Raw genomic sequence first — 14,814 nt, 5'->3', positions numbered from 1 at the left:
TCCTATGATCCCGATCAGGTTAGCACAGTGGCAGCAACACCTTTTCGCACCGGCGAGTCATCCATCCGGCGAATATTCGTCATCCTCCTGATTGGAGGCCAGCGTGTCGAAGACGTGCCGGCGATGGATTCCCAGCCGCGATGCCACGGCCCGGATAGCGTCCCTTCTTTCCATCCCCTCAGCAACGGCCAGCTGATACTCGGATCTGACAACGTGGGGATCAACCTCGCCCATCACCGGTTCTTGCTCTTTGGGTGCCACGACGAGGACGTACTCGCCGCGCGGGTTCCGCGATTCGTTCCCTGCGGCAAGCTCGGAAAGTGTTCCCGATACGGCTCGCTCATGAATCTTGCTGAGCTCCGCCATCAAGGTCGCGGGCCGGTCACTGCCCAGCCCATGCGCAAGATCGGCGAGCTCTTTCCCGAGCCGGTGGGGCGAGAGGAGGATCACGATAGTCCAGGGCGTTTCGGCGAGCTCTGCAATGCGGCGACGTCGTGAACCGGCACGCGGAGGCAGGAAACCGCACAGGGTCGCCGGAAGCGGCGGCTGCCCCGCAGCTGCAAGCGCAGCGGTAAACACTGACGCGCCGGGCACACTGCACACCGGTAGGTCGTCGCCACGCGCTCCCCGGACGAGCAAAAAGCCAGGATCAGACAGCACAGGGGTTCCTGCGTCACTGATCAGCGCCATCGAAACGCCTGCTCGCAATTCCTCGAGAAGTGAGGGCACCTTCTGCTTTTCGTTGTGTTCGTGAAGACTGCGGAGGCGGCCACGCGCGTTGAGACCGAGGTGCGAAAGTAGACGTCGTGTCCGTCGTGTGTCTTCAGAGAGGATCAGGTCGACTTCTTCAAGCACATCCCTGGCTCGCGGCGAGAGATCACCGAGCGAGCCGATCGGAGTTGCGACGATCCAGAGGGTTCCCGATTCCGCGCACACGCCGCCAGTGTACTGCGTCCGACGCGCCTTTCAGCAGCCTGCAGGTACGCCGCGCGGCAGAACCACTCCGACGGCGAACTCATTGCGAGGCCACTTCGTGGCAATGGTCTCAGGCATTGGCCCAGCGGAACGCAACGAGGTGGTAGGTAATTCGGTCCCGGTGCACTACGATATCCGGGTGCGAAACGCTTTCACCGTTCTCATCCTCTTGGCTGCCAGTCATTTCGCAGCCATTGCTCAACCGGAATGGGAGACCGTGGAAGAGGTCATGGCGGTTGTCGACAGCACACCCATCCTCCTCAGCGACGTCGAGTTGGCTGGCCTGGTCCGTCTTGTCGATCCGGAACCGGGCGAGTCCGAAGGTTCTTTCGAAGCACACCTGCTCGACGCGCGTATCCGTCTCGAGATGCAATTCCGCGATGTTGAGGACGCCGGACTCCTGCTCCGTCTCGAGCTCGATTCGGACCATGCCCGGGAGGTGCTGATCGAGCGTGGCGGCGGCGAGGAGCATCTCCTGAATGAATTCGAAAAACATGGCCTTCAGCCCGCGGATCTCGATGAGTTAGTGCTCAGGGTTGCAGCGGTTGACGCCTATGTCCAGCAAAGGCTTCGGCCTCGAATCTCGGTAAATCTTGATGAAATCGAAGCCGCATACCAGCAGCTCCTCGTGGATGAAATCGCCGCCTTCGACGAAACGGTGCCGCCACTGGTTACAGTCCGCGACCAGCTCTACCAGCTGTTGGTCGAGCGAAAACTCAACGACGAGATCGAGCGGTGGTTGGCGCGAGCCGGCGAGCGCCAAGAGGTGCTTCGTTTCAGTCGGTGACGGCCGAGATTCTCTGGGATGCGGGCCGTTCGTCCATTCCGTACAGCTCGTCATAACTGTCCGCCGCAGCCAAGACACCAGCCGTGTAGGCCCGGGTCGTGGCGAAGGAAATGTTGAGCACGTACAAGGAGCGAGGGCAGTCAGGGCCACATTGATCCAACCATTCTTGAGCCTGTGCTTCTCCCGCATTGTAGGCCGCAATCGCCGGAGCCCAGCGTCCATCGAAGACCTCGATCAACCGGCTGAGCTCGTTGGCGCCAAGCTGAAGGTTGAGTCTTGGATCGAAAAGATCGTCACCAATCGGCGACGGCAATCCTGAAGCGGCAGCAACTCCTTCTGCTGTCGCCGGCATTAATTGAACCAGCCCACGCGCCCCGACTGCAGAGAGCGCTCGGGGATCCCACCGAGACTCCTCTCGCGCTACACCCGCGAGCAACGACCAAGCTACTCCTGCGCCGGCAGCGGTCTCGCGGACCATCCCGGGATCCGGCAGTGGATAGAGTGCGTGCCGAAGGTCCTCCGGAAGCACTCTCGATGGCACCGAGCTTCCCGCCTGCCGCCAAGCACCATCAGCCACTCGCGTCGACCATCTCGGGTACCCATTTGCCAGAAGGGAACTCGCCGTCCACACCGATGCAGCCGGGTTATCCTTGGGCCATCCGCCGGGGTCCCAGCGGGCGGCTTCGCTTTCCAGGCCGATGTTCCACAACTCTGCGGCAAGTCCCGATGGGAATTTCGGAGTCCCGGGCGACGCGGTCGAAGAAAAAACGGCGTCGACAAGCCCTCTGAGCAATCGAAGTTCATCCAGATCAGGCTCGAGCACCGCCCACCGCCCGAGCGCATTCCACATCGAACCCACCTCCGCCGATCGCACTTCCCGCTCGCGATTCTGACGCCAGATATCGATATTTTCTTCTGGCAGACCCGCCATGACGGTTCGCGCCTGCTCAGCCCAGAATTCCTCATATCCTGGAACACTCTCAAGCAGACGGATCGCCGCATCTACATCACCGTTCGATCCAGCCAATTCGGCTGCCAACACCGACGCCGGAGCTGACCACGAGCCGCGTCGAATTTTTTCCAACCGACGGTGAGCAGCGTTTTTGTCACCTCGGCGAAGGTCGTACATCGCGAGCATGAGCTCACCCCGGGCGCGATTGTTTCGAGATCTCAGCCTGGCAATCCCATGCTCTGCGAGATCCGGTTCCCCACGACGCAATCGCAGGCGGGCGAGGAAGAGGCGACGATCGTCGGTAGTCTTCAGCCGCACCGCCCGCACCGCAGACTCGACCGCCATGTCGAGGTCACCGTTCAGCTCATGACACCGTCCCATGTGAACAGCAATCTGAGCCCGTTTTTCGGACGAGCGCTCTAACTTCGACGCCTTGTCATACCACGCCAAGGCGTCCCCCCATAGGCCTTTGCGAAATGCACAGCGGCCGCGGAGAAACGCCGCATCATGACGTGGAACGGAGCCGTCCGTCACCATGCTGAGCTCTTCCAGCATGGGCGCCGCCCGGTCGAACAACGCGTGGCGGTACAGGGTCTGGGCAATGCGCCAACGTTCCTTCGAGCTCGGGTCTTTGACCCCGGAGAGAGCCTCGGCTGCTTCAAGGGCCACCAAATCCCTAGTGGACGCTGCAAGCAATCGTTCGAGTCGGTGCCGCCCCTGCTCGCCGTTCGACAGGGCGAGGGTCAACTCGAGGCGGCGGCGCAGGCTTCGTGGAAGCCGCCTGGCCGCGTTGTCAAGAGATTCTTTTTGGGCGGATTCGACGCCCGCTTCAATCGCCAATCTCGCGACCTCAGTGGCCGACTCGCGGACTTCCCACGGCAGGCCTCGTTCAAAAGCGGGCACCGCCAGAGAAACGGCGCGCTCAGGAGCAACCTCGCGCACGAGATTCGCCAACTGGACCTCTGCAAGCCGGCGGACCTCCTCATCAGCGGCGCCCACAGCGATTTCCAAAAAACGTATCTCGGCGCCCCGATCGTTGACCGACCGGGCCGCGGTCGCAGCGATAAGTGCCTCTGACGGGTTGAGCGGAAGTTGCTCTCCGCGACGTGAGGCGACTTCCAGGACCCGCTGCCAGTCACCTGACCTCGCCAGCTCGCCGAGGCTGGCGAACGCCGCGACTGGACACAGCAACAGAGCAACCAGCAGTCCAGCCACGGCCGCGGCTCGCCACCGATGCTGTCGGCGGCAGACCCCCAGCGCCTGTCCTGACGTTGGCACTCGTGCGCGGCCCATCACGCCTGTCCAACAAGAGCGGGCGAGATTCTCATCCCGCCCACCACCAATTGGCGAAGAGCACCATCAGAAAACTGCCAACGGCACCACCGACGAACGCATAGAACGTCGGCAGACACCTCCGTCCTTTCATCCACGCCATTCCAGCGAGCATGAAGAAAGGAAAGAGGGTCAGCGTCAATCGAGAAAAAGACCACAACGTTGAGCCAAGCGCCAACACCACCGCGCTTGCGGCATAGATCGTGTACGACGGTCTGAGTTTTCGCGCCATGACCGCCAACAATGCCAGGCATGTAAGCGCAACGATCAGCTCGAAGGTGGACCCGTGTGCGCCATGGACGACCGGACCGGCCTCCCACCAGCGAATGAATGCCCGCCACGGTCCGGACAATCCCCCCCGCCATTTCTCCTGACGATGGAGGAGGGCAAGGGGATCCCCAAAGATGGAGCGAGTGAAGAGCATGTATCCCACCATCGCCGCAGGCACGAGCAGTATCCACAGTCCGGATAGCAGGCGAGCGCTTTTCCCGGTGGTCTCGTCAGCTTCACCTCTCGCCTTCCACCACTCCCAAGCGAGCGGCATCACGAGAAGCACTCCGAATGGCCGCGTCAGAGCGGCCAGGCCTCCAAGCACGCCCGCCACACCGAACCGTCCAGTGCGAGCGCCGAGGAAGGCTCCGATCGACAACACCAAAAACAACGATTCTGCGTAAACCGCAGACAAAAAAAGACTCGACGGGTGCAGCAGTAACGCGGTGCATGCAACAAGGGCTGCCGATTCTCCTGCCTCGGTTCCGGTTTCGAGTCGAACGAGCCGGTCCAACAACAAGAGGCTGACGAACAGACACAGGTTGGAAATGATCACTCCCGCCGCGACGCCGTCGAATAGGGGAGACAGCACGCGAATGAGCATGGGATAGAGGGGGAGGAAGCCCGCCGCGGCGTCTTTCGAATAGGGAAGCCCAAGCTCGGCGAGCGTTTCGCCAACCGCGTAACCCTCGCTGGCGATTAGCAGATACCATTCCGAGTCCCACCGTGCCCAGATCTCGAGCGGGGCCGGAGCAGGTCGATGCCACACCAAATTTCCCGGCTGCGAGCCGACCGCGGACGGAAGAATAAATACCGACATCAGCCCAACCGCCAGAAGGGCCAGTCGGCTTACGAGAAAGAGACACACGAGCCGCACGGCGCGGTGGTTAGGGGAGCGAGAGAGATCCACGACAGAACCAGTATAATGACCGACCGCGGAATCACCGTGGTCAGGCAGGAGATCTCCGGCCCGTCGAAAAACACGACCGCAGGTGCCCGTCTTCGCCCGCCAGGCTCTCGGAGGTGAATATGAGCGATACGCACAACAAGGTTCTCATCATAGGCTCCGGACCGGCGGGGCTGACCGCCGCCATCTACGCAGCGCGAGCCGAACTCGAACCGCTGGTCATCGAAGGCATGCAGCCCGGCGGTCAGCTCACGATCACCACCGAGGTAGAGAACTTTCCGGGCTTCCCGGACGGCATCATGGGACCGGAACTCATGCAGGTGACCAAGGCGCAGGCTGAGCGCTTCGGAACGCGGTTCCTCTTCGATGAAGTTACGGCGGTCGAGATCGGAGAACATCCGTTCAGGGTGCAAACCACGAACAGCGGGGAGCTCACAACAGATGCTCTGATTATCGCCACCGGGGCGACGGCAAAGCTCCTCGGCCTCGCGTCGGAGACCGAGCTTATGGGATTCGGAGTGTCCGCCTGCGCGACGTGCGACGGATTCTTTTTCCGAGACAAGGAGTTGGTTGTCGTCGGCGGCGGCGATACTGCGATGGAGGAGGCCATCTATCTGACCAAGTTCGCCTCCAAAGTCACCGTGGTCCACCGCAGAGACGAGCTGCGCGCGTCGAAGATCATGCAACAGAGGGCGTTCGACAACCCCAAGATTCAATTCGAATGGAACTCGATAGTCATTGACATCCTGGGCACCAAAGAGGGCGGCGTCACCGGCGTACGGCTCCAGGACACCAACAATGGAGAAGAGCGTGAGTATCCAGCCGACGGCGTCTTCATCGCCATAGGCCACAAGCCCAACACGGATGTCTTTGCCGGCAAGCTCGACATGGACGACGTGGGTTACATCCAGACGGTGCCCGGCACGGCGCGAACATCGGCCGAAGGTGTGTGGGCCTGTGGCGACGCCCAGGACGCCATTTACCGCCAGGCCGTGACCGCCGCCGGCACCGGCTGCATGGCTGCCATCGAGGCTGAACGATGGCTTGCCGAGCAGGAAGCATATTGATTATCAACGATATTGCTAAATAGTGATGAGTTGCGCTATGATAATGAGCCCGTCGAGATGGCGGGCTCAAGGAGGCACAATGATTTCGTTTTCAGATAAGGCTGTGGAGAAAGTCCAGGAGTTCGCGCAGCAGATGCCCGAGGCCGAAGGCAAAGAGCTTCGGATCTTCATTCAGGGCGTTGGTTGCTCGGGCTTCTCCTACGGCTTCACTTTTGACGAGCAGCGGGACGGCGACTCGGTGATCGAGGACGGCGATCTCAAGGTGCTGATCGATCCGCAGTCCGCCCCGCATCTCACGGGATCCAAGGTCGACTTCATCGAAGATCAGCGTGGATCGGGATTCGTCGTCGATAACCCCAACGCCCCTGCACCGTCCAACGACTGCAGCTCGGGCGGGTGCTCGGGTTGCGGCTGAGCAAATGACAGAACTCGCGCCCCTGCTCGAGGTCGTGAGGCTCGGCCACCCGGTCCTGCGATCCGTTGCTGAGGACGTGCCCGAAGATCTGTTCGGCAGCGGTCGTCTTGCAGGGCTTGGCGAATCGATGATCCGCACGATGCTCGAGGAGGAAGGCGTCGGGCTCGCTGCACCGCAGATTGCTGAAGGTCTCCGGCTCTTCTCCTATTGGGTTCCTGAAGCCGACGATCACCCGATGGTCGAACCGAAGGTTCTCGTCAACCCGGAGATCCGGGCGATCGGCGAAAGCATCGAAGAGGGCTGGGAGGGCTGCCTTTCCATCCCGGGTCTTCGCGGCCTCGTGCCGAGGTTCAGCCGCGTCAAGGTGAAGGCTCGCGATCTTGCCGGCGAACCAGTTTCACTGACGGCCGACGGATTCCACGCCCGAGTCATTCAGCATGAATACGACCATCTCGACGGCGTCGTCTTCCTCGACCGCATGACCTCCACCCACTCACTCGCCTTCGAGGCGGAATGGGAGCGGTTCGTCGTGCAGGACGAGTGAAGATATCATCGTTCCCGAAGGGCCTGGTGCGTTTGGCTCTTCGGAAAGCAAATGACGGACGCCGCCACTGACTATCCGAGAACGCCAGATCTGATCATTCTTGCCGCGGCCCTCGCCGGCGCGGTGATGGGACTGTTCAACATCGCCAACACCAGCATTGGCTGGCACCTCGCCAGCGGCGACTGGATCCTGGCCAATCGGTCCTTCCTGTTCTCCGATCCGTTTTCCTTCACCTCCGGAGGCGCCGCCTGGATCGACCACGAATGGCTCTTCCAGGTCGGCGTATCGGTCGCATATTCGATCGCCGGACCCGCCGCCCTGGTCGGCGTGCGAGCTGCCGCCGTCGCTACGCTCGCCGTACTACTGCTGTTGATCAGCGTGCGAAGTGGCCTCTCACCTGCCGCAGCTCTGGTCCTCGCGATGGTGAGCGTTGCCGGCGCACACGGCCGATTCTTCGTGCGACCGGAGCTCGTGACTCTTCTGGTTGTGCCGGCCGCTGTATGGCTGTTTCTCCGCCGAGATCGGTTTTCTTCTCCCGGCTGGCTGGCCGGCCTTGCGGGGTTGATGGTTGTCGGCGCGAACTCCCATGGCGGAGCGCTCGCGGTGCCGCCGCTGTTCGCCGGCATTCTCGGCGCCGAGATCTTCCAGATGACACTCGCGCGTAAGTGGAATCGAAATGCCATCATCACCGGCATCGCTGGTTTGATCACCGCAGCGGGCGCGTTGCTGATCAATCCCTACGGTTGGCATCTTTTCGAAACGCCTGTCCGCCTGGCACATCTTGTCGATCGCGCGTCGATACCGAACCCGGAGTGGATTTCGCCGAGCCCGACGCAAGCGCCAGCCCTCTATGCGGCCATCGTCGTCGGTGTGGTCTTACTCGCGTTGCGCGAGCGGCGAGTGGCCTATTGGGCCCTTTTCGCGCTGGCCACCGTTCTGGCTCTGCGCCACATTCGGAACACCGGCCTGTTCTTCGCGCTCTTTCCTCTTGCGGTCGCCCCCTCCCTGGCCACCTGGCCCGTCCTCAACGGCGCGCGGCCAGAACATCCACGAGTGTTCCGTCGCGCGAACCTCCTTGCCGTGGCAGCGTCAGCGCTCCTCGCCGTTTCGCTGGCGATTTCGCCCTGGCCGGGCTTCGGATTCAACTGGGCTGACAACTACTACCCGGAGTCGGCATGCGACTTCCTCGACGCACAGCGCCTGCCGACAGAGCAGCTCTACAATGACGTTCGGTTCGGCGGATACCTGATCCATCGTTACGGGCCCGAGCGGCAGGTCTTTCAGGACGACCGCAACGAGATCCACGAACATCTTCTCGAGGAGATTTGGAACATCTTTCAGTCGAGCGACACCACCGCCTGGACTCACCTACTGGGGAGGTATGAGGCCAGCACTGCGCTGGTCCGTTACCACCCCCAGATACGGGTCACCGATCCTTCCGGCAACGACCTCGGCTCGCGCGGATTCTCAACGCTGTGGTTTCCGCAGAAGACCTGGGCCCTCGTGTACTGGGACGACGTGGCAATGGTGTTGGTCCGCCGGGACAGCGCGCCGCCCGACCTGATCGACCGTTTTGAGTACCGGATCTTCCGTCCCGACGATCTCTCGCACCTCGAACATCGCCTCCAGGCAGATCCCTCCCTCATACGTTCCGTGGCCGTGGAACTCGCTCGCGCTAAACAGGTCAGTCCTACGAGTTGGCGCGCGCAGGCAATCGACAAGATCATTCGACGGTGAAGCGATAGAGGTCCACTCCCGACGGCAACTCACCCGATGCGCTCGTGGCGGCAAACAGGACCTCTCGCAAATCGGGCCGCAGGGCGAACCCGCTGTCATTAAAATAGAGAACCGTCAGCTTTTCAGGCAAATGCTCGCCAGTGTTCAACTCTTCTCGGACAAGTCGTTCCTCGAATGGATCGCCGAGAAAGTCCGCCAGCGGCGGCAGGAACACCAGCTGCCACAGAGCATTTCTTCGGACGAAAAAGGTTTTGTCGATGCCCTGCACCCGGTCTGCGACAAACTCGACGCCGCGAAATGTGCTCCGGTCGACCAGCAGAAGCGGTATTTCGCGGGATATTCGATCTTCGGCCTGCAAAAAGCTCTGACAGAGTCGCCGGTGCAGCTCGCCGTACACCCGGTAATCAGTGATCTCGCGCTGCAATGCCACCGCTTCAACCACGACCACAGTGGTCCCCGCCAAGGCCATGGCCGCCGCTGCGAGACGCCAGCGCGATCCTTTTGTCCGCACAAGCACCTGATCGCAGATTGACGCCAACACCATCCAGAATCCGAGGAGCGGTATGTAATTGTGTCTCAGGACAGACACCTGGAAGGGGGCCACAATGGCCAGGGTCGCGCAGAGCCACACCAGCGCCCACAGCCCGAAACCGTCACGGATGCGGAGGAACCACACAGCACAACCGATGGCAAAGAGTATTGCCACCGCCAACAACCAGGGCTGCGCCGGAGCAAATCCGAGGCCGAAGAACGCGAAAACGGTCGAGGCGGTTTTGTAGAACGCCGGCAGAATTCGAAAATCCGCATAGTGGGCCGCCGTCGCGGAACCCGATGCTGCCGGTACTACGATAAAGGCTGCCACATAGACCAACCACGCAATCCACACCACTGCCAGCCGGCGCACGGTGGTGGTGATCGGCACGTGCCATACCAGCGGTGGATAGACGGTCGCGATGAAGGGAAAGACGATCCACGTTTCCTTGGCCCCGATGCCGATCAGCGCTACAACCGCAAACGCCACAAGAAGGTTGGTTGTCCGCCGCTCACACCACGAGTCGAGGAGCAGGATCGCTGCGAGGAAAAAGACCGGCAGAATCGTGTCAGGCCGCCCTGCTGCCCAAAGCACGCCCTCGCTGTGGAGCGGCGAAAGTGCAAAGGCAGCTGTCGCTGCTGCAGCCACGAGGGACTGCCGCAACTTCCTTTTCAACAACCAGAAGAGCAGCAGAGCGTTGAGGAAATGGATTGCGAGGTTGGTGATCATGTACCCGACTGCGTTTTGACCGAAGACCAGGTAGTCGATCAAGTACGACCATTTCACGAGCGGCCTGAAAAAGTGATTTTCGAGCCTGAAGCTTGACAGCGGATCCCGGAGAACGTCGTACGACGATTCGAGCCATTCGAAGTCGTCCCCAGATATGAAGACGTCAAGGGCCGGCGAGAAGGCGGCGCAGACAACCACCACCAGCAAAGCCGTCACCACAAGGCGCCAACGAGAAGATTCCCGAGCCAACTCACCGCCCGCCATCGACGTCAATACCGATCGCGAACGATGTAGTGGGGACGGTTCTTGACCTCTGTGTAGATACGAGCGATGTACTCGCCCAGCAAACCGATGAGAAAAAACTGGATCGACGCGGTGAAGATGACCACAGTCATGATGGACGACCACATGGGTACTGCCAGGTCCGTGAAGAGTTTGATGTAAAAGATCACCGCGATCCCGGCCATCCCGGTCAGCGCCAGGAGAACCGCAGCCGCGAATGCGAGTCGCAGAGGCAGGGCGGAAAAGCCGAAAAAGGCATCAAACGCGAGGCTCGCCAACCCCATCAGGCCCACCCGAGACTTTCCACCGGAACGTTCGCGGCGAGGAGAGTCGACGCCGTCCTGGCGAAATCCGACCCACGCCCTGAGGCCCGGGTAGTAACGGTTGTGTTCGGGCAAGCACCGAATCTCTTCCACAACCCGACGGTCAATCAGGCCGAAGTTTCCTGCGGAGTGAGGGATTTCGATCGGTGTGATGGATGAAAATATCCGGTAGTAGGTGTTGAACAAGAACCGCACGGGTGCAGGTTCCCTGCGGCTGGTCCGCGTCGCGTAAATGACCTCGGCACCGCCTTTCCATTTGTCGATCATCGCAGGAATCGACCTAGGATCGTCCTGCATATCCGTGTCCATGATGAGTACGGCATCCCCCGTCGTGTGCTCGATACCAGCCGTCACTGCCGCCTGGTGGCCGAAGTTTCGCGCGAGGTCAAGGATCAGAACTTCGGCGCGACCGAGGTACTCCTTCTTGATGTCACGCATCACCTCGAGGGAACCGTCGCTGCTGCCATCGTTGATGAAGACCACCTCGATATCGAAACCCAGCGGCTCCACCACCGCGACCAGCTCGCGAAAGAATCCTCGCAGCGTACCCGCCTCGTTGAAGACAGGCAGGACTATCGACATTTTCACGGCTCACCGTCCTTCAACCACACGCCACATAGGGTCGTCCCCAACGGTGCCGGCATGAATCCCTGCGCCAGGCCCTCCAGGCTGCCGATAGCCACTAGCACGCCGTTGACCAGATCCGGGACTTCGATGAAATCGCTGTAGGTTGGCGACCGTCGCCATCGCTGCATGAATCTCCTGAAAGCCCAAACCACAGGGTACATCCAGGAAAAACTATACTCCAACGCCTGCATTCTCCAGCCTTCAGCGAAGATCGACGCCAGGGCGGTTTTCGTGTACCGCCTATAGTGGCCATGCATTTCGTCCCAGTAGCTCCAAAGCCCAGGGCCTGCGGGAGCCATCACCACAGCTGCGCCCCCGTGCACCAGAGTTCTGCCGACCTCGTCGACCAGGGCACCTGGGTCGGCGAGGTGCTCCAGAATGTCGATCATGAGAACCGCGTCAAAGGCATCATCGACGAATGGAAGCGGAGAATGCGCATCGCCCTGAACTGGAAAGAGATCCCGGCAGTAGCTCAGAGCCCGCATTTCCAGATCGAAGCCAACCGCTACCTCGAGGTGCGAGATCTGGTCACGCAGATTCGCGCCGGTGCCGCATCCGATCTCAAGCACCCGTCCACCGGACGCTGTCCACAAACCCGTCAGGCGACGCAGGTTCCTGCGGCGAACTCGGTGCCACCAATAGAATTTCTCCTTGTGGGCAAGGTCGTCGATCAAGTGGGGCTCCATCAGCCCGCTCGCCCTCCGGGGAAAATCACGCTCGGCGTCCATCACAGCCCCGCAAAAAGAGCATCAAGAGACTTCACTGGTCTTTGATTCTCTTGTACGCCACCAAATCGCAGTTCTCGGAACCGATCCCGTACGGGTCTCCGAAGAGGTCAACTGGTGCCTGGCTCAGTGCTCCGGCCCGAATCAGGTCGTCCCACTCGCGAGGGCAAAAACCAAAACGTGATCTGAATTCACGAAGCAGTGGTTCGAGGGTATGTCGGTCCCTCGCCACGATTGCGTCATAGAGTTGGCCCATGCACATCACGCGGTCCCACTCATCCTCCGCATCGTCAAGCGCGCGGCGCCAGTAGTCGATGGAATCTTCCACGGTCCACGCGCTGTCCTCGTCACGCCACACCCCAACCATCCGTTTGATGCGAGCCGGGGCGTCAGGCATTCGCGCCGCGATGGCGGCGTAGTGCGTCGCAATTTTCCGATCCTTGAATCGAATGAAGAAATCCCATGCGGCAGCTTCGGCGAGTTGCCAGTTTTTCGGGAGGTTGCGAATACCCTTGTCGAAGATTCGTGCAACAGCCTTCTTGAGCTCTTCCTGATCACCACTGGTTTGAATCTGCATGATCAGCGCACCAATCCGGTAGGCATCGGCGTACAGGGGATCGAGGTCGGTGATCAGATTGAAGATCGTTTCCAGGTAGAGAAATCGCTCGTGGGGCTCAAAAAAGGAGTAGTACTGGATCGACCACAGGTAGAGAACATCAGCCGCCAGGCCGGGGTTGCCCAAGCTCAAGATTTTCAGTATCTCGGGAGATGGCAGGTACAGTAACTCGCGGCCGAGAGGATCCGGCCTCGGAATCGCTCCGAGCCGGACCTCGGACACGACCGCAACGCCAATCAACGTCGCAACGATGGCCAGCGTGCCGATGGTCCGCTTCACTTCAAATCCCTGGTCCGAAACCTGAGATTCGCCAGCACCAGAACCAGGGCGACGAACGCCATGGCGTAGACTACCGTCCAGCCAACGGCCGCCACGGGTATCTCCAGGTCGTGGACCACTTCGGTCCGAAAATTGAATCTTTCGAGGTTCGGCAGCAGATAGTAAACCACGGAAATCACGGCCTTGGTGAACGCCCCGGGGAGCTGGCGCGTGAGAAGCCAAAGATCGGCCGACAGGTGCCCGACCACGTACACGGCGAGCGTCATGAGCGATCCGAGAATCGGCCGCGTGAGAACCGCGAAGAGGGTTGCGAAGGCCGCCAGCACGAGCATCTCGAGCATCGTCATGATGCCCGCGAAGGCCAACATCAGGTCGAGCTCTCCGGTTACGATAAAAACCGTGATAATCAGCACGAATGTGATCAGCACGAGGTTGGCTCCAATGATCATCGCCAACCCGAGGTACTTACCGAGGAGGAACTGCCACCGCCGAACCGGCTTGGCCAGGATGTTGAACACCGTCCTGTTGTCGATCTCTCGGCTGACGAGGATCATGCTCATCATGACCGCAATCAGCATCGAAAAGAACTGCATTGAGGCAAGCCCGATGTCCTTGACGATCTTGCCCTCGTCGCCAACGGTGAGCATCCCGAAGAGCTTCGAACTCAGCACCATCACCACAGCGAATCCGACAAAGAGGTAGAGGATGCGATCGCGAATGGCTTCACGAAAGGTGTTGGCGGCGATCGCTCGAGTGGCTCTCATGACCCGGTTTCCTCGTAGTGCCGCATCAGCAGATCCTCGAGGCTCGCACGTACGGGGTTGAGGCTGACAACATGCGCCCCCAAACCGGCGAGTTCCCGATTCAGCCGGTCGAGGTTCTCGGTCGACACCCGCACCCATGAGGCACCACTGCCGACGTGCTGGCCTTCGAGAGGAGTCTTCAATTCCGACGGTGCGGCGCCGACGAACGTCGCCTCGTAGGTTGCGGCCACGCCGCTCACCAGTTCAGACACCGCTCCGATCGTGCGCACTACACCATCGACAATAATAGCCACCCGATCGCAGATCATTTCCACGTCGGGGATGATGTGTGATGAGAAAAAGACCGTCGTTCCAGCCGCCGCACGGGTGAGGATGATGTCACGCACGTCTCGACGACCAATCGGGTCGAGGCCGCTCAGGGGTTCGTCGAGAATCAACAGCTCCGGATCACCGAGTAACGCCTGGGCCAATGCCACCCTCTGCAGCATACCCTTCGAAAACGTCCCCATCTTCTGGTCGGCACGCCTCTCCATGCCGACCTCTACGAGCACGCGGGAGATCTTCTCTCCAAGGACAGACGGGTCGACGTAGAGTAACTCACCGCAGAACTGCAGAAACTCGCGACCGGTGAGATGGCGGTAGAAGTAGGGACTTTCAGTCATGAATCCGAGGCGTCGCTTGGCATCGAGAGAGGTGTGGGGCAATCCGCAGATCAAGATCTCTCCGGCGTCCGGATAGATGAGCTCGGTGATTGCTTTGATGGTCGTGGTCTTGCCCGCTCCGTTTGGACCGAGAAAACCGAAGATCTCTCCCTTTTCGACCTCGAAGCTGAGGCCCTTCAGAACCTCGATCGAGGCCTCGAAAAGGCCAGGATGAAATGTCTTCTGGAGGTTGTTGACACTGAGTTGGATTTCCGTCATGCGGACGCCCCCGAGTGTTCTCAGTATACCC

14 protein-coding genes are annotated in these 14,814 nt (G+C 60.6%); 5 read left to right on the top strand and 9 right to left on the bottom strand.

What is annotated here, in order from left to right; genetic code table 11:
* Nucleotides 1-57: 57 nt before the first annotated feature.
* On the bottom strand, nucleotides 58-936 hold the full coding sequence (gene rsmI / locus LJE93_01690) for a 16S rRNA (cytidine(1402)-2'-O)-methyltransferase (protein MCG6947612.1): 879 nt from the start codon (nucleotides 934-936) through the stop codon (nucleotides 58-60).
* 178 nt (nucleotides 937-1,114) lie between these two features.
* Between rsmI and LJE93_01685 the strand changes: the two genes are divergently transcribed.
* Nucleotides 1,115-1,762, top strand: a complete 648-nt coding sequence (locus LJE93_01685) for a hypothetical protein (GenBank protein MCG6947611.1) — start codon at nucleotides 1,115-1,117, stop codon at nucleotides 1,760-1,762.
* Here the strand turns inward: LJE93_01685 and LJE93_01680 are convergent.
* Both LJE93_01680 and LJE93_01675 read right to left on the bottom strand, forming a co-directional pair.
* Nucleotides 1,752-3,929: a lytic transglycosylase domain-containing protein gene (locus LJE93_01680; protein ID MCG6947610.1), complete on the bottom strand. Its 2,178-nt coding sequence runs from the start codon at nucleotides 3,927-3,929 to the stop codon at nucleotides 1,752-1,754. The two genes, LJE93_01685 and LJE93_01680, sit on opposite strands and share 11 nt — an antisense overlap.
* A gap of 109 nt (nucleotides 3,930-4,038) precedes the next feature.
* Nucleotides 4,039-5,226 carry a hypothetical protein gene (locus LJE93_01675; GenBank protein ID MCG6947609.1) on the bottom strand — a complete coding sequence of 396 codons (1,188 nt, stop codon included), beginning with the start codon at nucleotides 5,224-5,226 and terminating at the stop codon, nucleotides 4,039-4,041.
* Between the two features lie 119 nt (nucleotides 5,227-5,345).
* Between LJE93_01675 and trxB the strand changes: the two genes are divergently transcribed.
* The 4 genes from trxB to LJE93_01655 all read left to right on the top strand — a co-directional run bounded on the left by trxB (nucleotide 5,346) and on the right by LJE93_01655 (nucleotide 8,986).
* Entirely contained in the window at nucleotides 5,346-6,290 is a 945-nt protein-coding gene (trxB, locus tag LJE93_01670; GenBank protein MCG6947608.1) for a thioredoxin-disulfide reductase, read from the top strand.
* Between the two features lie 79 nt (nucleotides 6,291-6,369).
* Nucleotides 6,370-6,705: an iron-sulfur cluster assembly accessory protein gene (locus LJE93_01665; GenBank protein MCG6947607.1), complete on the top strand. Its 336-nt coding sequence runs from the start codon at nucleotides 6,370-6,372 to the stop codon at nucleotides 6,703-6,705.
* Between the two features lie 4 nt (nucleotides 6,706-6,709).
* Complete coding sequence (gene def / locus LJE93_01660) at nucleotides 6,710-7,249, top strand: peptide deformylase (GenBank protein MCG6947606.1); 540 nt, start codon at nucleotides 6,710-6,712, stop codon at nucleotides 7,247-7,249.
* Nucleotides 7,250-7,300: 51 nt separating this feature from the next.
* On the top strand, nucleotides 7,301-8,986 hold the full coding sequence (locus LJE93_01655; protein ID MCG6947605.1) for a hypothetical protein: 1,686 nt from the start codon (nucleotides 7,301-7,303) through the stop codon (nucleotides 8,984-8,986).
* Here the strand turns inward: LJE93_01655 and LJE93_01650 are convergent.
* The 6 genes from LJE93_01650 to LJE93_01625 all read right to left on the bottom strand — a co-directional run bounded on the left by LJE93_01650 (nucleotide 8,973) and on the right by LJE93_01625 (nucleotide 14,783).
* Nucleotides 8,973-10,496, bottom strand: coding sequence for a hypothetical protein (locus LJE93_01650; GenBank protein MCG6947604.1), 1,524 nt, complete (start codon nucleotides 10,494-10,496; stop codon nucleotides 8,973-8,975). The genes LJE93_01655 and LJE93_01650 overlap by 14 nt on opposite strands.
* Nucleotides 10,497-10,516: 20 nt before the next feature.
* Entirely contained in the window at nucleotides 10,517-11,434 is a 918-nt protein-coding gene (locus LJE93_01645; protein MCG6947603.1) for a glycosyltransferase family 2 protein, read from the bottom strand.
* A gap of 2 nt (nucleotides 11,435-11,436) precedes the next feature.
* The gene (locus LJE93_01640; GenBank protein MCG6947602.1) at nucleotides 11,437-12,165 is read right to left on the bottom strand and encodes a class I SAM-dependent methyltransferase; all 729 of its coding nucleotides are present in this window, start codon (nucleotides 12,163-12,165) and stop codon (nucleotides 11,437-11,439) included.
* A 73-nt stretch (nucleotides 12,166-12,238) separates the two neighbouring features.
* Nucleotides 12,239-13,099, bottom strand: coding sequence for a hypothetical protein (locus LJE93_01635; GenBank protein ID MCG6947601.1), 861 nt, complete (start codon nucleotides 13,097-13,099; stop codon nucleotides 12,239-12,241).
* Complete coding sequence (locus tag LJE93_01630; GenBank protein ID MCG6947600.1) at nucleotides 13,096-13,863, bottom strand: ABC transporter permease; 768 nt, start codon at nucleotides 13,861-13,863, stop codon at nucleotides 13,096-13,098. The genes LJE93_01635 and LJE93_01630 overlap by 4 nt, the downstream gene beginning before the upstream one ends.
* On the bottom strand, nucleotides 13,860-14,783 hold the full coding sequence (locus tag LJE93_01625) for an ABC transporter ATP-binding protein (GenBank protein MCG6947599.1): 924 nt from the start codon (nucleotides 14,781-14,783) through the stop codon (nucleotides 13,860-13,862). The genes LJE93_01630 and LJE93_01625 overlap by 4 nt, the downstream gene beginning before the upstream one ends.
* Between the last annotated feature and the right edge of the window lie 31 nt (nucleotides 14,784-14,814).

The organism is Acidobacteriota bacterium (assembly GCA_022340665.1).
GTDB lineage: Bacteria > Acidobacteriota > Thermoanaerobaculia > Thermoanaerobaculales > Sulfomarinibacteraceae > Sulfomarinibacter.
This window is presented reverse-complemented; position numbering and strand designations above follow the sequence as displayed.